The following is a 20,255-nucleotide window of genomic DNA, read 5'->3' on the forward strand; positions in this document are numbered from 1 at the left end:
TAATTTTATTTAAATTTCAGTCTGCTACATCTGAAATACGGACTAACCAATTCATTGCCGTAGTAATCAGTACAACTTTATAAATATGCGTGCAGAAATAGTATAGTTTCTTAACTTGAACAAATGAAATACTGGTAAAAATATCGCATTTAAAATTCTGTGTAAGCTAAACCAACTTTTATTTATTTTTATTTTCACACCTGATTATGCAAATCATTCATCATGCGACTGAATTCTTCCCGGTAGGCAGGAGTAACATAAGGTCTCAGCAGAGTCAGAGTCTGGTGGGTACCACGAAATTTAGAAGCTTCAGTCAGTTTGCGTTCATACAAGGCATTGTCATAATCACACCAGTATTTGGTTATCAGCCAAATATTCACCGCCATTTCCTTGCGAGCAACTTCATCCGTCTGTATAAAACCGATATCAGTCAGTTGCTGCAAGAGACTTTGCAGTAGCGGTGATACACGAACCCGGGTGAAATTATTGTGTTCACCCAATAATTCGGCACTGCGTGAAAGCATTGCATTTAAATCGCTGAATAAAAAACGGTATTGCCACATTACATCATAAACACCCAGCATATAGTTCTTAATCGCTTCTGTGTCCTGTGGCAGACTGACCTGCTGCAGATAACACAGTAATTTCTCACTGTAGCGCTTGAATAACTGCATAATAATTTCATCTTTATTACGAAAATGATAATAAAGATTGCCCGGACTGATACCCAGAAAAGAAGCAATATGATTAGTGCTGATGTTGCGTTCACCCTCTTCATTAAACAGTTTCAGACTGGCATCAATAATGCGGTTATACGTATTGGGGCGTGATTCTTTCACCATATTAATTTCTTTCTGATTATGCAGTTTATCACCGAGCAAAGCATACAGATATTCTCTTAACCAGCCGCATGCGGCAAAATTTCCGGCAGCCAGACCGGTTCCGGTTCGAGCAATACCTGAAAATGCTGTGCTACACAGTTACGAACATATTTAGCCAGAGCAACTACATCGGCCGCGCTGGCCTGTTTTTTATTAACCAGCACCAAAGCCTGCTGTTCATGAACTGCCGCACCGCCAAGCTGATAACCTTTCAGGCCACACTGGTCTATCATCCAGCCTGCTGCCAGCTTTACCTGCCCGTCAGACTGTGGATAATGCGGCAAAGCCGGATATTGTTTTAATAGGCTTTCTGCTAGTTCAGCCGCCACAATAGGATTTTTAAAAAAACTGCCGGCACTGCCAAGCACTCGCGGATCAGGCAGCTTCTGCCGGCGGATACGGCAAACTGCCTGTGCAACGATACTGGCTGTTAAAGGCTGCCCCTGTGCCAGCTCTGTGGTCACCTGAGCTAAATCACCATAATGCAGTTGTGGTGTAAAACTGCGGGATAATACAAACCGTACCGCCACAATGACATAACGTCCTTGCTGGCCATGCTTAAATACACTGTCCCGGTAAGCAAAGCTGCATTCATTCCGGCTAAGCCAGCACAGTTGCTGACTTTCAAGGTCAAAACATTGTACAGCCTCAATACAGGATTGTACTTCAACACCATAAGCGCCGATATTCTGTACGGGTGCCGCCCCTACTGTACCCGGAATCAGACTCAGATTTTCCAGGCCGCACCAGTCCTGTTCCAGCGTGTACTGAACAAATTCATGCCAGTTTTCACCGGCCGCAGCTTCTACGATAACCTGTTTACCATCATCCGCCACCAGCCTGATACCACGATTAGCCACACGCACCACAAGTGCCGGATAATCCTTACAAAACAAAATATTACTCCCGCCACCCAGCCACAGCACACTTTGCCGTTCAAACTGAGGCAGTGCCAAAATATCCGGCAACTGTTCAGTATTCGTTAATGTGACCAGCCAGCGTGCCCGCACTGGCAGAGCAAAAGTATTTAGCGGTTGTAAATCTGCATGTTCAATCACATTTATCATGATTTGCCTTCTGCATCTGTCAGCATAAATTTTTCACTTTTCCGGTGCAGATACCACACCAGTGCCACAGCCGCACCTGTCAATGCCAGCACCAGAGCCAGCCAGAAACCATAAAGCGCCATACCGAAATACAAACCAAACAGACAGCCGAAACCCAGACCCAGCCCCCAGAAACTGAATGCATGAATCACCATCGGAATCTTAGTCAGCTTATAGCCGCGCAAGGCATAGGAAGCAATTGTCTGTGTAGCATCAGACAACTGGAAAACTGCTGCAAAAATCAACAGCGTACCGCCCAATAAAATCACTTCCTGATCAGCTGTATATAAGCCTACCCAGAAATGCCGGAACAGCAGCAGCATGATCCCGGTAAAGCAGGCACCAAGCAGACCCATACATAACCCTACTCCGGAAACAAAGCGGGCACGCTGCCAGTTACGTGCTCCGACTGCCTGACCCACACATACAGCCAGCGCAATGCCCACACTTTGCGGCAACATATAAATTAAAGAAGTAATACTGATTACTACCTGTTGCGCTGCCACCTGAGTGACCCCGAAACGGGCAATCAGCAAACTAATAAAAGTAAACAGGCTCACTTCCAGAAAAAACGACATTCCGATCGGAATACCCAAACGCAACAAAGAAGCCTGTGTACGCCAGCGCGGCCACTCAAAGCGCGCGAACAAAGCAAAAGGTGCAAAATACCGCTGCCGTATAATATATATGCCTAGTGCAATGGCATTCAGCCAGAAACAGATAGCTGAGGCCAGACCACAGCCGGCTCCTCCCATCTGCGGCATTCCGAATTTTCCGTAGACAAAAATATAATTAAGCGGAATATTCAGCAATAGTGCAATCAGACTCACCACCATAATAGATTTGGGGCGGTTTAAAGAAGAGGCAAAAGCATAAAATGCCCGGTGAATCATCGCTGCCGGCATACCCAGTGCAATATAAAATACAAACTGACCAAATACTGCATCCACATATGCACCCATATTCAGCCAGTGCTGCATTGGTATAATCATTGCCCACAGCAACAGCATACCCAGAACACCGAGAAACAGTCCGAACCATATTCCCTGCCGTCCCTGTTCTCCGATTTCCGTTGTTTTACCGGCACCGTATAACTGTGCCAGTATTGGCTGTAATGCCGTCATCACTCCCAGAAAAGTAATATACAACGTAATAAATACATTCGAACCCAGAGCCACGCCGGCCAGGTCGTTGGCACTGGCATGACCGGCCATTACAGTATCGACTACGCCTACACCTACCTGCGCTACCTGTGCAATAAGAATCGGCAACGCCAGCCGCAGCAATCTGCGACATTCAGCCAGCAACTCGCCCCGGCCGTGCTGATTCAGTTCAAACAACATGTTTCACCTACAAAATTAAACAATACAAACAACAAAATACCGTAGATCATCACATTCATCAGGCAGTTTACTGCTGCGATGCCAACAATAAAACAGGCTGCCTGAAATCATTCAGACAGCCTGCCAGCAAGAAAATCAATTAAGCGCGTTTACGGAATTCAAAAGTACGTGAATCAATTTCCACTTTATCGCCATTTTCAATATAAGCAGCTACCTGAATCTCGGCACCACCTACCAAACGTGCATTTTTCATTACTTTGCCAGAAGTGTCACCTTTTACTGCCGGTTCAGTATATTCCACTTCACGCACGATAATAGTAGGCAGTTCTACAGAAATAGCGCGGCCGTCATAGAACGTTACTTCGCATTTTTCTTCCATGCCGTCTACAATAAACTTGATGGCATCGCCGATGTTTTCTGCTTCCACTTCATACTGATTGAATTCATCATCCATGAAAACATACATCGGATCAGCAAAATAGCTGTAAGTGCACTGTTTGCGATCCAGCACTACCACATCAAATTTTTCATCGGCTTTATAAACCGTTTCTGTAGCAGCACCAGTCAGCAGGTTTTTCAGTTTCATTTTTACCACGGCAGCATTACGACCGGATTTATTGTATTCGGACTTCTGCACAACCATCGGATCATTGCCCACCATAAATACATTACCCGGGCGCAATTCTTGTGCGGTTTTCATCTTTAATCTAACTTCCAAAAATGTTCAGTAAATAATAAGTATATTATTTTAACGGAAGATGGCTGAATCTGGCTAGTTTTTCCAGCGCATTGTCCTGCGCATGCAGCATTTCTGACCACGCATAAGCCGATTTTACCCAATTTTGCCAATGCACGCACAAATACCGCCATGCCTGTTCACGTTTTAACGAACTCACAGCCCCTGCTCCGTTCAGATCATCCGACAAAACAGTAAATGCCTGTCTGAGCTCTGCCGGCCAGCCTTGCATCGCCTTAAACCAGAATGCATGCAGCTTTTGCAGATGGACATCATCATCCTGACGGTAAATATGCCAGAAAAACGGCAATCCTGCCCATAATGCCCGGACAAGGCTGTCTTCACCGCGCACAATAGCCGCATCTGCCAGCCACAGCAAACGGTCAAAGGCCGCCTGTGGCACAAACGGAATACGTACCAGCGTCACGTTCCCCAGCTCACAGATATCCCCTTCCTGCTGTAGCTCCTCCGGTGCAATTAATTTTGCCGCACGTAAACTTTCAATGACCTGTCCGCCGGCAAGCCACAACGTTACCGGCGTATCCGCCTGCTGCCACATAGCCATCCATTGTGCCCACTGACCGGAAGTGTAAGCAAATACCAGCCATAACTGCCCTGTATGCTGTAACGGCAAACCATATTCCTGCCTGAATGCTTGCTGAAGCTTCGGCTGTTGTCTGAATTTTTCCCGCTCAGCCAGATAATCCGGTTCCCGTAACAAACCGCCACTGTCCGCATCAATACCCATAAACCAGAAATATTTTTCCAGACCATTAGGCTGCAACGATGACATAGCATGTAAACCTACCGCCCAGTCTTCGGCGGTCAGATACTCCCAGTTCAGCCACAATGGCCGGCACTGACTCATTCTCTCCAGTACCTGAGGCGGGAGCTCGCAACCAAACGTTTCTATTACCAGTACCGGATCGGCAGCAGCAGACAGCTGTTGCTGCATTATGGCATCGCTCTGCCATGCTTCGATAGTAATCTGTGTCTGTTGTTCCGATGCCGGCACTAACTTATTAAGTGCATCAGTATCGTCAATCCACAAACGCACATGCATGTGCATATATTCAGCCAGCAGACAGCTTAGCCGCCAGCCTACGCCCGCATCACCATAATTATCAATTACCCGTACAAATACCCAAGCCTCTGCCATAGACTCATCCGACAGCATAGTTTCAGGTAAATTTAAAACATGCATTAAAATTTCCTTACACACAGCACAATTTACTCACACATTCTCACTATTTATCCTTTTGTCAACCATAAAACAAACTTGACAAACTGATTTTATCCACATGAATTAAGCAGCGCATACTGAACCCTATAAAAAGCAAAAATAGCCACACGTATGCAATTTATTTTTTTAAATAATTGTTTTTAAACAATTTTATTTTCGGGCTTATTTTTTAAGCAAGCACATGCAAGTCTTGATTTATAGGCAATTATGCCTGCTCATCTTTCATTTTCCACAGATTTATCCACAAATATTGTGGGCATATCTTTAACCCCTTTAACAACAAGGTTTTTTATGCCAGATCATCTGCGTCATGAAAAATAATCAGAAACTAATCACCATTATGGTAAAATAAACCATGCTCTCTAAAGTAGTAAAGCCATTATGTCTGATGCACTTTTTGCCAAAGAAACCATAGCAGTATCACTTGAAGATGAAATGCGCAGTTCCTATCTGGATTACGCCATGAGCGTGATTGTAGGACGTGCCCTTCCTGATGTACGCGATGGGCTAAAACCGGTTCATCGTCGTGTGCTGTATGCAATGAACGAAGCGAATAACGACTGGAACCGGCCTTACAAAAAATCTGCGCGCATTGTCGGCGATGTTATTGGTAAATACCATCCACACGGCGATACAGCAGTTTACGATACTATCGTACGTCTGGCGCAGGATTTTTCCATGCGTTATCTGCTGGTCGACGGACAGGGTAATTTCGGTTCCGTTGATGGCGACAGTGCAGCTGCTATGCGGTATACCGAAATCCGCATGACAAGAATTGCGCATGAGCTAATGGCTGATATCGAACAGGAAACTGTTGACTTTGTCCCGAATTATGACGGCAAAGAACAAGAGCCAGCGGTATTGCCAACACGTATTCCGACATTACTGATTAATGGTTCTTCCGGTATTGCCGTCGGTATGGCTACCAACATTCCGCCGCACAATATTAACGAAGTGATAGGCGGTGCCAAAGCCCTGCTGGCTAATGAAAATCTCAGTATTGACGAGCTTATCGATCTGATTCCTGCCCCGGATTTTCCGACTGGCGGTATTATTTACGGACTTTCAGGCGTGCGTGAAGGTTATCGTACCGGTCGCGGTCGCGTCATTATTCGTGGTAAAACCCATATCGAACCTATCGGACATCATGATGAACGCGAAGCAATCATCATTGATGAAATTCCGTATCAGGTAAATAAAGCCAGACTAGTCGAAAAAATCGGCGAACTGGTACGCAATAAAATTCTCGAAGGTATTTCAGACCTGCGCGACGAGTCGGACAGATCCGGCATGCGTGTGGTTATCGAGCTCAAACGCAATGAAAATACCGAAGTTGTTCTTAATCAGCTGTATAAATTAACTCAGCTTCAGGACAGTTTCGGCATCAATATGGTGGCTCTGGTAGACGGTCAGCCGCGCCTGCTGAACCTGAAACAGATTCTGAATGAATTTCTGCGTCACCGTCGCGAAGTTGTTACCCGGCGTACCATGTTTAACCTGCGTAAAGCACGGGAACGCGGTCACCTGCTCGAAGGTCTGGCAGTAGCTCTGTCTAATGTCGATGAAATCATTGCCCTGATTAAATCATCTCCTACCCCTTCAGAAGCCAAAATCGCTTTAACCTCACGGGCATGGCGTCCTGATCTGGTTAAAAACATGCTCGTACGCAGCGATATTGATGCAAAATTAATCAAGCCACAGAATTTACCGGAAAATACCGGTCTGAGTGCTGACGGCTATTTCCTCTCCGACGCGCAGGCACAGGCCATTCTAGAAATGCGCCTGCAACGTCTTACCGGTTTGGAACAGGATAAAATTGTCGATGAATACAAAACTATTCTTGATAATATTATCGACTTACTAGATATTCTTGCCAAACCGGCTCGTATCAACCAGATTATTCATGATGAGCTGACTGCCATCCAGCAACAATTCGGGGATGAACGTCGCAGCGAAATCAACACTTTTGGTGGCGATATTGCCGATGAAGACCTGATACCGAAACGTGACATGGTGGTTACACTGACTCACGGCGGCTATATCAAAACCCAGCAGGCAGATGACTATCAGGCACAACGGCGAGGCGGTCGTGGTAAACAGGCAACTGCCACCAAAGATGAAGACTTTATTGAAACTCTGTTTATCGCCAATACACACGACTACCTGCTGTGTTTCACCAGTTTGGGTAAGTGCCACTGGATTAAAGTATACAAACTGCCTGAAGGCGGCCGCAACAGCCGTGGGCGGCCGGTTAACAACCTGATTCAGCTTGAAGAAGGTGAAAAAATTAACACCATTCTGCCGGTACGTGAATTCAGCGAAAATGAATACGTCTTTATGTGTACTGAACAGGGTATCGTTAAGAAAACATCACTAATCGATTTTTCACGTCCGCGCTCAGCTGGCATTATCGCTCTTGGATTAGATGAAGGTGACCATCTGATTGGTGCGGTTAAAACTGCCGGTAAACACGACATCATGTTGTTTTCCAATGGTGGTAAAGCAGTCCGTTTCAGTGAAGACAATGTTCGTCCGATGGGACGCAGTGCCCGCGGCGTACGCGGCATGAAACTGGCTGAAAATAATCAGGTAATCAGCCTGCTGGCCTATGATGCTGAAGAAGATAGCGACAAACTGGTACTGACCGCCACAGCCAACGGCTTTGGTAAACGCACTGCTGTTGATGACTACCGTCGTTCCGGCCGTGGTACTCAGGGCGTAATTGCCATCGATACCGGTGAACGTAATGGTGACCTAGTAGCCGCTACACTCGTAGCCGACAGCGACGACCTGATGCTGATTACCAGTGGCGGTGTACTGATTCGTACCAAAGTCGATCAGATCCGTTCCACTGGTCGTGCTGCTGCCGGTGTTAAACTGATTAATCTGGATGAAGGTGAAAAACTGGTCAGTCTGGAACGTATTGCTGAAGCAGAAGAAAACAGCGATAACGAAGTAGATATACTGGAGACACCAGAAGATTAATTCCGACATTTAAAAGCATAAAGCCGACTTTCCCAGTCGGCTTTATTTTTACCGGTATAAACATAATCAGCTTTCAGACAGCATAAAATCCACTACTTGATAATAATAATGAAATCCACTATCATCTTTATCCACAAAAGAAACCAAACACACACAAAGGACAAAACATGTACGTTTGTCTGTGCAATGCCATTACTGATCGCCAGATAAAAGAAACTGTTGCTGCAGGCGCCTCAAGTCTCACTGATTTACAGGCTCAGCTTGGTGTAGCCACTTGTTGTGGCTGCTGTGCTGATTTAGCCAGCTCATTCCTCTCCTGCCATCAGGATCGTCAGATTAATTGCACCAAAGCGGATAACACATAAAAATTTGATACTTATACGAATAATTAACCGCTATTTTCTTTACTACATTCTTTATTTATCAACCATTTCATATTTTTATTTTTTAACTAAATATAGATAACTTATTTATAATTATTTGCACTACCCAAATCAACAAAACCATATATTTTACATAAATCAACAAATAGGCATATAAGAACACATAAGCCTTTTGGTTTGTCTATTATGTTTAATGTTTTGTTTTTTACTTAAAGGGAGCAATAAATGAAAAAGAATAATCAGATAAAACACTATTTTCTTACATCAAGCTTAGCGATATTAATTACATTATCATTACCTGCTACTGCAAAAACCACTACCAAAGTTAATAAGGCTGAAGTTAATCGTTTATCGAATTATTTTATAGCTCAGGATAAATCAGTCAGCAGCAAGATAGATTTTGATGGTTACATGAAATTAGCCGAAGAAGTAAAACAATACAGAGCTAAAAGACTTCTTCCTTTAAACCAATTTTTGGCCAAATCCAAAAATTCAAAAACTATTATTTTGGACTCCAGATCCAAAGAAATGTATGACAGAAAGCATTTGAAAGGAGCCATTCATCTGAATTTCTCCGATTACAACCAGATTAGCCTATACGAGTTAATTCCAGATAAAAATACAACCATTCTCATTTATTGCAATAATAATTTTATAGATGACCAGGAAAACTTTGCCAGTAAAATGGCAGTAACACCAACAGACCTGAACGGACTGCCATCTTATCGTGATAAGATCAGTTTAGCCCTTAATATACCTACCTTTATTAATCTATACGGATATGGCTATCGTAATGTTTATGAATTAGCAGATCTCGTTTCTGTTAACGATAAAAGATTAGAATTTGAAGGTAGCGAAGTTAAATAAATCATTTACCTGCACAAATCATTAAACCCATCTATTCTGACTATTCACATGAATAGTCAGAATAAGTTCCGTACTTACTTTTTTTCTCTCTGTTAATTGAAACCATACTAAGTTATTAACTTGCAGGCAAATACCAATATCACCTTCAGGAGCAAAACAGGAATCCGCAATCATAGCTCTGCACTTATTTTGTGATTATCGGCCAAACCTGCTTGTCCGGCACCCGGCACGACAAAAGAATAATCAATAGCAACGAACTGTATTTACTATCATAACGGTTTCTTTAAAACCCATGCAGATGTATGAGCAGTAAAACCGATATGACCATAATAATCGACAGCCTGTGGCGCAGCAATTAAAACAATTCCGGCATTCTCTCCAGTATTTTTCTGAATTTCCCGAATCAACTGCTTACCAATACCCTGCTTTTGATAGTGCTCATCAACAGCCAAATCAGCCAGATAAGTAATATAAACAAAATCAGTTAAACAGCGCGCAATACCTACCAACTTCTGTCCGTCCCATGCTGTAATAATTAAATTTGCATTATTCAGCATAGACTGGAAACGGGATTTATCCGTAATCGGACGCCGCTCCCCCAGGCTGCAATTTCGGTAAAGATTCAGCGTTTCTTCGAGTTCGGGTTTGATATTAGAACGGTAAGCAATATTATTCATACATAATACCTCCAGTAAACGAACAAAGTATTAACTTCACATATAGATACAGCAAAAAACTAATTTGTACAGATGAAACCAACTAATAACCCTGTTCAAGGTTCAGCATACTTTAAAATGTGTTTAGAAACTTAATATAATCAGCAGCACTTTGATTGATTGCCTGCGGGGTATTTGTTACTAATGAAACATCTGTATTAGCGCCAAACAAAGAAAATGCACCCTGATAATCTGCTTTAACATAATGTAAAGTCATTTCATACGGACGCAGAACTGCCGTTAAATCATAAGATGCCTGATAATCCTGTTCCAAACTTCCCATAGAAACAGCCAAACCGATTTTTCGATCTTTAAGCTGAGTCCCGCGGGAACCATATGCCCATCCGTAGGTTAAAACATCATCAAACCACTGTTTCATTAGTGGCGTGCAGTTAAACCAGTAAACCGGAAATTGCCAGATCAGACTACCATATACCTCTACCAAAGCCTGCTCTTTCTCCACATCAATCTTACCGTCCGGATAAGACTTATACAGCTCATGCACCGTAATTTTTTCCGGAAATTTTTTTACTTCTTCAATCCAGCGTTTATTGACTAAAGAATGTTCAATATCAGAATGCGCTACAATAATCAGTATTTTTTCATTTTATTTCCCTTGGTTGTTTGATTACTAAATATAAATAAAAATTAGCTTATCCGAACACATCCGAATTTCAGTTTACAGTACAGCCTGCACTTTAGCCAGACAGAGCACAGTATTACAGACTATGGCCGTTGCTGATTAAATATTCAGCAAAACTCACCTGCTCAGATAAAAGACCCTGCTGCCGTCGCTGATACCATTCAATCTTGTCATTCAAAATCTGCAGATGTTTTTGCAGTTTTGCCTGCTGTTGCAAAAAATCATCACGGGTCTGTAACAACAACTCCAGCCGTTCAGCAATAGTTACATCACCCTGACTGCGCAGCAACACATACTGCTGAAGCTGTTCCATACTCATACCGGTATTTTTCAGATGCAAAATAAAACGCATCCAGTCAACGTCCTTTTCGGTATAGAAACGACGCTGATTGACAGAGCGCTGCGGAGAAATCAGCCCAAGACTTTCATAATACCGAACAGTTGCCGGCGTTAATCCGAATATATCCGCAAAAGCACGGATACTGTATTGTTGTGACTCTGTCATTCTTGTTCCTATCACTAAAATAAAGCTCAAACAACTTAAAATATCATTTCATATTAAAGACTAAGTAATAGCAAATCAGGCAAAACCAATTTAATGCGTAAAATAAAGAATCAATCTGTATAAAAATAGCAATAAAATTTTGATAATGAATAAAAAAGATAATTCAAAATAGATATTTAGCTAATAATACAGGAAAGTATATGCTTAATATATTGCTAAGGTATAATCAAACCACCACAGCAAAATCAGACAGTACTGGTAACTGTACTTAATTTTTACCAGAGATTAACACCATACATAAAACTCTAAAATATTAAAAATCTGAAAAATAATGGAATATCTGAATAATATTAATTGCCAACACTTTCCATTGGTATGGGATAACCATAAAACCAGTATTTATCAGTTTTTACTCCCTTATCAAAACGCGGATAAACTTCCCGAAACGGCCAAAATTCTGCCTGATCACTCCTTAGATAGTAGAAAAATAAAACAGGCAGCAAGAATGAGGGATGGAATTACAAATTATCATAGTGCCTCTGCAGAACAAAGTTGTGTAGAAAAAATTTTAGTATTACTCGCCAAAATAACTGCGCAACCTAATCAATCAGATATCGAAACACTTTACACCCTAGTCCAAACAGGACGAACCTTAAGTTATATTGAAGATTTAACTGAGGAAATACCCAAACTCATTATTGATTTTGATAAATTATACGAATTTATTTATTGGCTAGCACTTAATAGTCCGGATCGTGAAATCATTAAATTCAGTATTGCCATATTAGGATGTTTTACTACCGAACAAACAAAATTATTTTTGTTATTTGGTATGCATGAAGAATTTTCATTATATTCTGCTGGCGCATTACAAAATACACTATCATCTGAAACCGATATTGAAAATGCCTTGCTGACATTAGCAAAAAAAATTGATGGTTGGGGGCGTATCCATATCATTTATCGATTAGTAACATATCCCTTATCATCATCAACAAAAGACTGGTTACTAAGATCCGGCTATCGAAATAGTTTGATGAATGAATATCTTGCTTACACCTGTGCAACGTCAGGTGAATTAGATAAAGCTTTAGCGCTTGAAACCATTGATAGTGAATTAATCAGCTCCACAAGTGAAATTATTGAAGCGCTGATAAACGGCGGACCCACTCAGGATATGCATAACTATGCTGCTGGTGCTAAAGTTTGTCTAAATTATTTAACTCATTTACTCAATCTACCAAATTTAACGGATCTGAAAATATTACGAACCGTTTGGTTATTACACGATTTTGTGGTTAATAAAGTAAACCATTATTATCCTAACTGGGATACGCAAATCAAAAATCAAATAATCAACAAAGCAAATGAGGTTATTAAGCAAGATAAATGGTTAGACTTGCTTAAAAATACGCTGACAACTAATAATACGCAACAATTTCAGCTGGCTGCAAACCTTTATACACAATATGGCTTTGATGCATGGGAAGCACATTTTGAACATCAAAAAAATTATCATAGCGATCAGTGGCCTTATTTACTACTAAGTGATTCATTACCGAGAATAAAGCAAGTTATTCAATTAGCTAATCAACAATATGATTTTGCTAAAATCGCAACAGGCCCTGCATTAATCTATGAATATGAAACAGAAATTGACACACATAATTTATTAGATTTGATTTTACAAGAACTCAATCATTTTCCCGGTATTGGAGAAGACTTAATATTAATCGGCTTGAATAGCCCGGTAATACAAAACCGAAATATAGCATTAAATACTATAGAAGCTTGGGATCGATCATCTTGGTCAGAAAGAATTAAAACCGCAATTCAAGAACTGGCAATTATTGAACCTGATGAAAAAACTAAACACAGAATCATCACGTTATTAACTTAAAACAATGATTAATAGCCTTATTATTAAGGCAATCTTTATAAAATTAATTAACAGAGATGTTATTACATAGGCAAAATCGTATTAAACAGAACTGACTACATTAGAGCAGCTAAATAATATCAAAATTATTTTGCCTGCGAATCTGGCAGCCTCACTTAGTGATTTCCTTTACCAAGTAGTGATTATGATATGGGTTTTATATATGTTCATCCGTTTGCTAAATACTTATTAATTGAGAATCCGGCTTCTCTTTTGACTCTTCCATTTAATGATAAATGGGATTTACATGTTGGATTTGAAAAAAACCTTACAACTGCTTCGAAAATCGAATACTACGCCTTTTGAGTAAAAGATTAAGCAAACCTATCAATATAATAAATCAGTCCGAATAGTCAAAAAAGATAGTAGACAAAATCTCAAAGAATAAGAAATTCGTGACACCAAATATATTTAAAAAGCATATTTTCGTTACATCTATGATGAAGATAGATATTCTTGAAACAACTGCTATACTTCTAAAACTAAATCTACAATCTTATAACTTTAATCTTTGCATAATTAAAACTATATCTAAAGTTGATGGTTCTGGTTCAATACAAAATAACTCTTGAGCTAAAGTTAACTTTAAGTTTTATACTTAAATACTGATAACAACAGGAGTTAGCCATGTCTACAGCATTCAAACAAATCTTTCCGCAAGGCAAGATTAATATTAATTATGCACAATATTTTATCGGCCAAAGCTATTTATCTAATTTAGCCGCTATCGATGAACAGGTAGATGTCGATGTAAGCAATGTTACTTTTGAGCCGGGCTGCCATAATCACTGGCACAAACATCTGCATGGCTATCAGATTCTGCTTGTTACAGCAGGACAAGGCTGGTATCAGGAAGCAGATAAACCAGCGCAACTGCTAAATCCCGGGGATTCGGTAATCATTCATGCCGGAGTCAAACACTGGCATGGTGCCACTAAAGACAGCTGGTTCAGCCATATAGCCATTACTAAAGGTCAAAGTGAATGGCTGGAACCGGTAGACAGCAGTAATTACAACAATCTTTAACTGATTTTTTTAATCTATAGGAGAAAATCATGAAAAAACAGACAGCAGGCCATGATTTATTAGGTGATTTTGCTCCCCAGTTTGCACATTTTAATGATGATGTACTATTTGGAGAGGTGTGGTCTCGCGAACAGCAATTACCAGCACACCAGCGTAGTATGATTACTATTGCCGCACTGATCAGTGCCGGTAACTTTGAGCAGTTACGCGCGCATTTAAACATCGGACGACAAAACGGTATTACTGAAATTGAAATTGTTGAGATTATCACTCATCTGGCTTTTTATGTTGGCTGGCCCAAAGCATGGTCAGCATTTAATCTGGCTAAAGAAATATATCACGATACTAAAAAGTAATCTGTGCAATAATCATCATATCAAACAAATTAATTGTCAGATTAAAGACTTATTTGCAAACTATTCTGATTTTTTTGAAGACAGTAAATGCCGGTTTATTAAATTTTCTGCCGGTAATGTTCAATTTTACAATATGCAAAGGAATAAATATGAGTGTTCAGAATAAGGTTGTTATTATTACTGGTGCATCATCCGGTATTGGTGCGGCAACAGCCCGCTTACTGGCTCGGAACGGAGCTAAAGTTGTTCTGGCAGCACGCCGTGAACAGCAACTGCAATTATTGAAACAGGAAATTACTCAATCTGGCGGTCAGGCAGTTTATCAGGTTACAGATGTGCGCCAACCGGAACAACTGAAGACACTGGTCGAACTGGCACAAAAACATTTTCAGGGCGTTGATGTGATATTCAATAACGCCGGAATCATGCCTAACTCACCAATCAGTGCCGTTCAAACTCAGCAGTGGAATGACATGATTGATATTAATCTGAAAGGTGTGCTAAACGGTATAGCTGCAGTGATGCCGATTTTTACTAAACAAAAATCGGGACATATTATTACCACCTCTTCTATAGCCGGTATCAAAAGCTTTATGAGTTGTGGTGTTTATGGAGCCACCAAATTTGCTGTACGCAATCTGATGGAAGTTATCCGGCAGGAAAGTGCAACCGAACAAACCAATATTCGCACCACTACCCTATATCCGGCTGCAATTAATACCGAGCTTTTACAAGGCATTACCGATACTGCTGTTTTACAAAGTATGACTGAACTCTATAAACAGGTAGGCATCAGCCCTGACGCCATTGCACGCGTAGTAAATTTTGCTATTGAACAACCTGAAGATACCAATATTAGTGAATTAACTATTTATCCGACTAAACAAGCATAGAAGTTGAATGTGATTTACCAACAAGAGTGTAATATCCATCTGTTTGAGCCGATATTACACTCTTATTACATTTGCTGATACGGGATAAATCACGATCATATATATGCTTTTTTTCATATATAACATAGTTGCCTGTATACAATAAAATGTCCAGCATATTCAAATACCATTAAACAACTAAATGATATTTATCTAATGAGTTCATTATTGATAACATTCCATTGAATCTGTGCAGATATAAAAAGCCCGGACAAATTGTCCGGGCTTTTCAACATCTCAGTCAGGCAATCAGATAGTTATAGATTGATTGCCATCAAAGTTGTTTATTTTCGATGCGTGCGCAAGTAGTCCAGCGTTTTCAGTTGGGCAATTGCCGCAGCTAAAGCCACATGTGCTTTTACCAGAGAAACATCATCTTTGGCTTCATGTATACCTGATTCTGCTGCTTTTTTAGCCTCTTCGGCACGCTGCTGATCCATTTCTTCACTGCGAACGGCCACGTCCGCCAACAGCGTAAGCTTATCCGGCTGTACTTCCAGGACACCACCTGATACGGCTACCAGAATTTCTTCTTTCTGGCCAGGCACTGTCAAACGCAAGGCACCAGGACGCACCAGGCTCATAATGGGTTCATGGCGAGGATAAATACCAAGCTCACCTTCCAGAGTAGGCACGACTACAAAACTTGCTTCTCCGGAGTAGATGCTTTCTTCATTACTCACCACTTCCACTTGCATGGTACTCATCAAGTGCTCCTTAGTTTAGGGTTTTCGCTTTTTCAGCGGCTTCTTCGATATTGCCTACCATGTAGAAAGCCTGTTCTGGCAAGTGATCATATTCACCGCTCAGAATAGCCTTAAAGCCGGCAATAGTATCACGCAGAGATACATATTTACCCGGCGCACCGGTAAATACTTCCGCTACGTGGAAAGGCTGTGACAAAAAGCGCTGAATTTTACGCGCACGGTTTACAGTCAGCTTGTCTTCATCAGACAATTCATCCATACCCAGAATTGCAATAATATCGTTCAATTCTTTGTATTTTTGCAGAGTAGTCTGTACACCGCGTGCAACATCATAATGTTCCTGACCGATTACAGCAGGATCAAGCTGACGGGAAGTGGAATCCAGCGGATCTACAGCAGGATAAATACCTAAAGAGGCAATATCACGGCTCAGCACGACTGTAGCATCCAAGTGGGCAAAAGTAGTAGCCGGAGACGGGTCAGTCAAGTCATCCGCAGGTACATATACGGCCTGAATAGACGTGATAGAACCAGTTTTAGTGGAAGCAATACGCTCCTGTAAGCGTCCCATCTCTTCAGCCAGTGTCGGCTGATAACCCACAGCAGACGGCATACGTCCTAATAATGCAGATACTTCAGTACCGGCCAGTGTGTAACGGTAAATGTTATCGATGAACAGCAATACATCGCGACCTTTACCATTTTCATCTTTTTCATCACGGAAATATTCCGCCATGGTCAGCCCGGTTAATGCCACACGCAGACGGTTACCTGGTGGCTCATTCATCTGACCATACACCATCGCTACTTTATCCAGTACGTTGGAATCTTTCATCTCGTGATAAAAGTCATTACCTTCACGGGTACGTTCACCAACGCCGGCAAACACAGACAAACCACTGTGTGCTTTAGCAATATTATTAATCAGTTCCATCATGTTTACGGTTTTACCCACACCGGCACCACCGAACAGACCAACTTTACCGCCTTTAGCAAACGGGCACAGCAAATCAATCACCTTGATGCCAGTTTCCAGCAATTCAGTAGAGCTGGAAAGTTCATCAAATTTCGGTGCCTGCTGATGAATAGAACGGGTAGTATCGGTTTTGATTTCACCTGCTTCATCTACCGGGTGACCCAAAACATCCATAATCCGGCCCAGAGTCGCTGTACCTACCGGTACGGTAATCGGAGCACCGGTATTGATTACGGCCATACCGCGTTTCAGACCATCAGAAGTACCCATCGGAATGGTACGTACAATACCATCACCCAGTAACTGTTCAACTTCCAGAGTTAAATCAGTATCAACCAGTTTAAGAGCGTCATACACATTGGGGATAGAATCATGCGGAAATTCAACGTCCACTACCGCACCAATGATTTGTACGATTTTGCCTTGGCTCATTATCGCATCCTAAGTTTATTTGACCTGTGCCGCTTAAACAGCAGCAGCACCGGCCACAATTTCTGACAACTCTGTGGTAATCGCTGCCTGACGCGATTTGTTATATATCAGACGCAATTCTTTAATGGCATTGCTTGCATTATCAGTAGCAGCTTTCATCGCTACCATACGTGCAGCCTGTTCGGCAGCCATATTTTCAGATAAGGCCTGATAAACCACAGACTCTAAATAACGGCGGACTAAAAATTCCAGCACCTGCTGTGGTGATGGTTCGTATACATATTCCCAGCCGAACTCTTTGCTTTCAGATACTTCATCCAGAACGTTCTGACCAATCGGCAACAGGGTTTCCAGACGTGCTTCCTGACGCATAGTATTGATAAAACCGGCATAAACCAGATAAATAGCATCCAGTTTACCTTCGGCATAGCGCTGGAAAATTTCCGTTAACGGACCTAATAATGTAGCTACTTTAGGTGTATCACCCAAACCCACAGCACTGGCAATGACATTTAAACCTACACGGTTACAGGCTGCCAGCCCTTTACCGCCCAGACACACAATCTCTGCATCCAGACCATTCTGCTCACATTCCTGCACCTTATGAAAGAACGCTTTTAAAATATTTGCATTCAATCCGCCGCACAAGCCTTTATCTGTGGTAATGACAATAAAGCCAACACGCTTGCTGTCATTATTACTGCGCAATAAAGGTACGTTATGAGTAGAGTGGGTTTGTGCCAGATGGCTCATCACCAGACGAATTTTATCGGCATACGGACGCGCCTGACGCATCCGTTCCTGAGTCTTCCGCATTTTAGAGGTTGACACCATCTGCATCGCTTTAGTGATCTTTTGAGTATTCTGAACACTGCGAATTCTGGTGAGAATCTCTTTTCCTACTGCCATTTCAGACTCCTTTCAATAACACGCTTACGCAAAGCTGTAAGACGATTTGAAGGTCTTCATGGCGTTGTCCAATGCTTTGGCATTATCATCGCTCAAAGCGCCGGTAGTATCAATGTCCTGTAACACATTCGGACACTGGGTACGCACATAGCTTAAAAATTCTGCTTCAAAGGCCAATGCTTTTGATACCGGCACATCATCATAAGAGCCGTTATTAATCGCCCACAGTGTCAGCGCCATTTCACCTGTGCTCAGTGTACTGAACTGCTTCTGTTTCATCAGTTCCGTCACAACTTCACCATGACGCAGCTGTTTACGGGTAGCTTCATCCAGATCAGAAGCAAACTGCGAGAATGCAGCCAGTTCACGGTACTGTGCCAGTGCCAGACGAATACCGCCGCCCAGCTTTTTAATGACTTTAGTCTGTGCTGCACCACCTACACGGGATACTGAAATACCGGCATTGATAGCAGGACGAATACCAGAGTTAAACAGGTCTGTTTCCAGGAATATCTGCCCGTCTGTAATCGAAATTACATTAGTAGGTACGAATGCAGATACGTCACCGGCCTGAGTTTCAATAATTGGCAAAGCAGTCAGAGAACCGGTTTTACCTTTAACAGCACCTTTGGTCAGTTCTTCTACCTCATGTGCATTAATTCGGGAAGCGCGTTCCAGCAAGCGTGAATGCAGATAGAATACATCACCCGGATAAGCCTCACGGCCTGGCGGACGACGCAAAAGCAGGGAAATCTGGCGATACGCCACAGCCTGTTTAGACAAATCATCGTATACAATCAGCGCATCTTCGCCGTTATCACGGAAATATTCACCCATACTGCAACCGGCATATGGCGCAATATATTGCAGTGCAGCTGCTTCTGATGCAGTAGCAGCAATAATGATGGTGTGATCCATGGCACCATGTTCTTCCAGTTTACGTACTACACTGGCAATGGAAGAAGCTTTCTGACCTATAGCAACATAGATACAGATAACACCGGTATCTTTCTGATTAACAATGGCATCAAGTGCCACGGCTGTTTTACCAGTCTGACGGTCACCAATAATCAGCTCACGCTGACCACGACCAATCGGTACCATTGAGTCAATGGCTTTCAAACCGGTTTGCATTGGCTGATCTACGGACTGACGCGCAATCACCCCGGGAGCAATTTTTTCTACCGGAGCGGTGTGTGTAGTATTAATCGGACCTTTGCCATCGATCGGGCGGCCAAGTGCATCAACTACGCGACCAATCAGTTCACGACCAACCGGTACTTCCAGAATTCGGCCGGTACAGGTAACTTCGTCACCTTCCTTAATATGTTCTGATTCACCCAGAATCACGGCACCTACAGAATCGCGCTCCAGGTTCATGGCGAGACCAAATGTATTGCCGGGAAACTCGAGCATTTCACCTTGCATCACGTCTGATAAGCCGTGAACGCGCACAATCCCGTCAGTTACAGACATTACAGTACCGCGGGTACGTAATTCTGAATCAACGTTCAGGTTTGCGATTTTAGCTTTAATCAAATCGCTAATTTCAGCAGGATTAAGCTGCATG

General features: G+C 42.1%; 19 protein-coding genes and 1 pseudogene. 8 read left to right on the forward strand and 12 right to left on the reverse strand.

Annotation, left to right across the window (positions count from 1 at the left end; all coding sequences use genetic code 11):
- Positions 1–194 precede the first annotated feature (194 nt).
- The 5 genes from GY065_RS11520 to earP all read right to left on the reverse strand — a co-directional run bounded on the left by GY065_RS11520 (position 195) and on the right by earP (position 5,270).
- A complete protein-coding gene (locus tag GY065_RS11520) occupies positions 195–848 on the reverse strand; it encodes a TetR/AcrR family transcriptional regulator (RefSeq protein ID WP_174834372.1) in 654 nt (217 codons plus the stop codon).
- Positions 849–898: 50 nt separating this feature from the next.
- Positions 899–1,948, reverse strand: a complete 1,050-nt coding sequence (gene murB / locus GY065_RS11525; protein ID WP_174834225.1) for a UDP-N-acetylmuramate dehydrogenase — start codon at positions 1,946–1,948, stop codon at positions 899–901.
- A complete protein-coding gene (locus GY065_RS11530; RefSeq protein ID WP_174834226.1) occupies positions 1,945–3,330 on the reverse strand; it encodes an MATE family efflux transporter in 1,386 nt (461 codons plus the stop codon). Before GY065_RS11530 ends, murB begins: the two co-directional genes overlap by 4 nt.
- Before the next feature lie 139 nt (positions 3,331–3,469).
- Complete coding sequence (gene efp, locus GY065_RS11535) at positions 3,470–4,030, reverse strand: elongation factor P (protein ID WP_025331610.1); 561 nt, start codon at positions 4,028–4,030, stop codon at positions 3,470–3,472.
- A gap of 43 nt (positions 4,031–4,073) precedes the next feature.
- Complete coding sequence (earP, locus tag GY065_RS11540; RefSeq protein WP_244621534.1) at positions 4,074–5,270, reverse strand: elongation factor P maturation arginine rhamnosyltransferase EarP; 1,197 nt, start codon at positions 5,268–5,270, stop codon at positions 4,074–4,076.
- 420 nt (positions 5,271–5,690) lie between these two features.
- On the opposite strand from earP, the gene gyrA reads away from it, so the two are divergent.
- The 3 genes from gyrA (at position 5,691) to GY065_RS11555 (ending at position 9,544) form a co-directional block, all read left to right on the forward strand.
- Complete coding sequence (gyrA, locus tag GY065_RS11545; protein ID WP_174834227.1) at positions 5,691–8,294, forward strand: DNA gyrase subunit A; 2,604 nt, start codon at positions 5,691–5,693, stop codon at positions 8,292–8,294.
- Between the two features lie 167 nt (positions 8,295–8,461).
- Entirely contained in the window at positions 8,462–8,659 is a 198-nt protein-coding gene (locus tag GY065_RS11550) for a (2Fe-2S)-binding protein (protein WP_078475503.1), read from the forward strand.
- A 243-nt stretch (positions 8,660–8,902) separates the two neighbouring features.
- Positions 8,903–9,544 (forward strand): rhodanese-like domain-containing protein, encoded by a 642-nt coding sequence (locus GY065_RS11555; protein ID WP_025331614.1) that lies wholly within the window; start codon positions 8,903–8,905, stop codon positions 9,542–9,544.
- A gap of 269 nt (positions 9,545–9,813) precedes the next feature.
- Here GY065_RS11555 and GY065_RS11560 read toward each other — a convergent pair whose 3' ends face one another.
- The 3 genes from GY065_RS11560 to GY065_RS11570 all read right to left on the reverse strand — a co-directional run bounded on the left by GY065_RS11560 (position 9,814) and on the right by GY065_RS11570 (position 11,408).
- Positions 9,814–10,221: a GNAT family N-acetyltransferase gene (locus GY065_RS11560; protein ID WP_174834228.1), complete on the reverse strand. Its 408-nt coding sequence runs from the start codon at positions 10,219–10,221 to the stop codon at positions 9,814–9,816.
- A gap of 112 nt (positions 10,222–10,333) precedes the next feature.
- Complete coding sequence (locus tag GY065_RS11565) at positions 10,334–10,858, reverse strand: NAD(P)H-dependent oxidoreductase (protein ID WP_100126116.1); 525 nt, start codon at positions 10,856–10,858, stop codon at positions 10,334–10,336.
- Between the two features lie 121 nt (positions 10,859–10,979).
- Positions 10,980–11,408, reverse strand: a complete 429-nt coding sequence (locus GY065_RS11570) for a MerR family transcriptional regulator (protein ID WP_025331616.1) — start codon at positions 11,406–11,408, stop codon at positions 10,980–10,982.
- 331 nt (positions 11,409–11,739) lie between these two features.
- Between GY065_RS11570 and GY065_RS11575 the strand changes: the two genes are divergently transcribed.
- The 5 genes and pseudogenes from GY065_RS11575 (at position 11,740) to GY065_RS11595 (ending at position 15,622) form a co-directional block, all read left to right on the forward strand.
- A complete protein-coding gene (locus GY065_RS11575) occupies positions 11,740–13,308 on the forward strand; it encodes a hypothetical protein (RefSeq protein ID WP_174834229.1) in 1,569 nt (522 codons plus the stop codon).
- A gap of 174 nt (positions 13,309–13,482) precedes the next feature.
- Positions 13,483–13,653: pseudogene (locus GY065_RS13660) on the forward strand (hypothetical protein); the annotation flags it as partial.
- A gap of 321 nt (positions 13,654–13,974) precedes the next feature.
- Entirely contained in the window at positions 13,975–14,373 is a 399-nt protein-coding gene (locus GY065_RS11585) for a cupin domain-containing protein (RefSeq protein WP_174834230.1), read from the forward strand.
- A 29-nt stretch (positions 14,374–14,402) separates the two neighbouring features.
- Positions 14,403–14,729, forward strand: a complete 327-nt coding sequence (locus tag GY065_RS11590) for a carboxymuconolactone decarboxylase family protein (RefSeq protein ID WP_194241863.1) — start codon at positions 14,403–14,405, stop codon at positions 14,727–14,729.
- Between the two features lie 149 nt (positions 14,730–14,878).
- The gene (locus GY065_RS11595) at positions 14,879–15,622 is read left to right on the forward strand and encodes an SDR family oxidoreductase (RefSeq protein WP_174834231.1); all 744 of its coding nucleotides are present in this window, start codon (positions 14,879–14,881) and stop codon (positions 15,620–15,622) included.
- A 323-nt stretch (positions 15,623–15,945) separates the two neighbouring features.
- Here GY065_RS11595 and GY065_RS11600 read toward each other — a convergent pair whose 3' ends face one another.
- From GY065_RS11600 to atpA, 4 genes are read right to left on the reverse strand one after another with little or no spacing between them, the layout of a single operon-like run.
- The gene (locus GY065_RS11600) at positions 15,946–16,368 is read right to left on the reverse strand and encodes a F0F1 ATP synthase subunit epsilon (RefSeq protein ID WP_041881260.1); all 423 of its coding nucleotides are present in this window, start codon (positions 16,366–16,368) and stop codon (positions 15,946–15,948) included.
- A gap of 10 nt (positions 16,369–16,378) precedes the next feature.
- On the reverse strand, positions 16,379–17,776 hold the full coding sequence (atpD, locus tag GY065_RS11605; RefSeq protein ID WP_084548194.1) for a F0F1 ATP synthase subunit beta: 1,398 nt from the start codon (positions 17,774–17,776) through the stop codon (positions 16,379–16,381).
- A 33-nt stretch (positions 17,777–17,809) separates the two neighbouring features.
- Positions 17,810–18,685 carry a F0F1 ATP synthase subunit gamma gene (gene atpG / locus GY065_RS11610; RefSeq protein WP_025331623.1) on the reverse strand — a complete coding sequence of 292 codons (876 nt, stop codon included), beginning with the start codon at positions 18,683–18,685 and terminating at the stop codon, positions 17,810–17,812.
- A gap of 24 nt (positions 18,686–18,709) precedes the next feature.
- Entirely contained in the window at positions 18,710–20,254 is a 1,545-nt protein-coding gene (gene atpA, locus GY065_RS11615; RefSeq protein ID WP_025331624.1) for a F0F1 ATP synthase subunit alpha, read from the reverse strand.
- Between the last annotated feature and the right edge of the window lies 1 nt (position 20,255).

It is taken from the genome of Snodgrassella sp. ESL0323, assembly GCF_013346865.1.
Taxonomy (GTDB): Bacteria; Pseudomonadota; Gammaproteobacteria; order Burkholderiales; family Neisseriaceae; genus Snodgrassella; species Snodgrassella alvi.

Coding starts and splice junctions, on each gene's coding strand:
- GY065_RS11595 (WP_174834231.1), top strand. CDS start 14,879: ATGAGTGTTCAGAATAAGGTTGTTATTATTACTGGTGCATCATCCGGT.
- GY065_RS11550 (WP_078475503.1), top strand. CDS start 8,462: ATGTACGTTTGTCTGTGCAATGCCATTACTGATCGCCAGATAAAAGAA.
- GY065_RS11600 (WP_041881260.1), bottom strand. CDS start 16,368: ATGAGTACCATGCAAGTGGAAGTGGTGAGTAATGAAGAAAGCATCTAC.
- murB (WP_174834225.1), bottom strand. CDS start 1,948: ATGATAAATGTGATTGAACATGCAGATTTACAACCGCTAAATACTTTT.
- GY065_RS11555 (WP_025331614.1), top strand. CDS start 8,903: ATGAAAAAGAATAATCAGATAAAACACTATTTTCTTACATCAAGCTTA.
- GY065_RS11575 (WP_174834229.1), top strand. CDS start 11,740: ATGGAATATCTGAATAATATTAATTGCCAACACTTTCCATTGGTATGG.
- atpG (WP_025331623.1), bottom strand. CDS start 18,685: ATGGCAGTAGGAAAAGAGATTCTCACCAGAATTCGCAGTGTTCAGAAT.
- gyrA (WP_174834227.1), top strand. CDS start 5,691: ATGTCTGATGCACTTTTTGCCAAAGAAACCATAGCAGTATCACTTGAA.
- GY065_RS11585 (WP_174834230.1), top strand. CDS start 13,975: ATGTCTACAGCATTCAAACAAATCTTTCCGCAAGGCAAGATTAATATT.
- efp (WP_025331610.1), bottom strand. CDS start 4,030: ATGAAAACCGCACAAGAATTGCGCCCGGGTAATGTATTTATGGTGGGC.
- GY065_RS11590 (WP_194241863.1), top strand. CDS start 14,403: ATGAAAAAACAGACAGCAGGCCATGATTTATTAGGTGATTTTGCTCCC.
- GY065_RS11530 (WP_174834226.1), bottom strand. CDS start 3,330: ATGTTGTTTGAACTGAATCAGCACGGCCGGGGCGAGTTGCTGGCTGAA.
- GY065_RS11570 (WP_025331616.1), bottom strand. CDS start 11,408: ATGACAGAGTCACAACAATACAGTATCCGTGCTTTTGCGGATATATTC.
- GY065_RS11560 (WP_174834228.1), bottom strand. CDS start 10,221: ATGAATAATATTGCTTACCGTTCTAATATCAAACCCGAACTCGAAGAA.
- atpD (WP_084548194.1), bottom strand. CDS start 17,776: ATGAGCCAAGGCAAAATCGTACAAATCATTGGTGCGGTAGTGGACGTT.
- atpA (WP_025331624.1), bottom strand. CDS start 20,254: ATGCAGCTTAATCCTGCTGAAATTAGCGATTTGATTAAAGCTAAAATC.
- earP (WP_244621534.1), bottom strand. CDS start 5,270: ATGCATGTTTTAAATTTACCTGAAACTATGCTGTCGGATGAGTCTATG.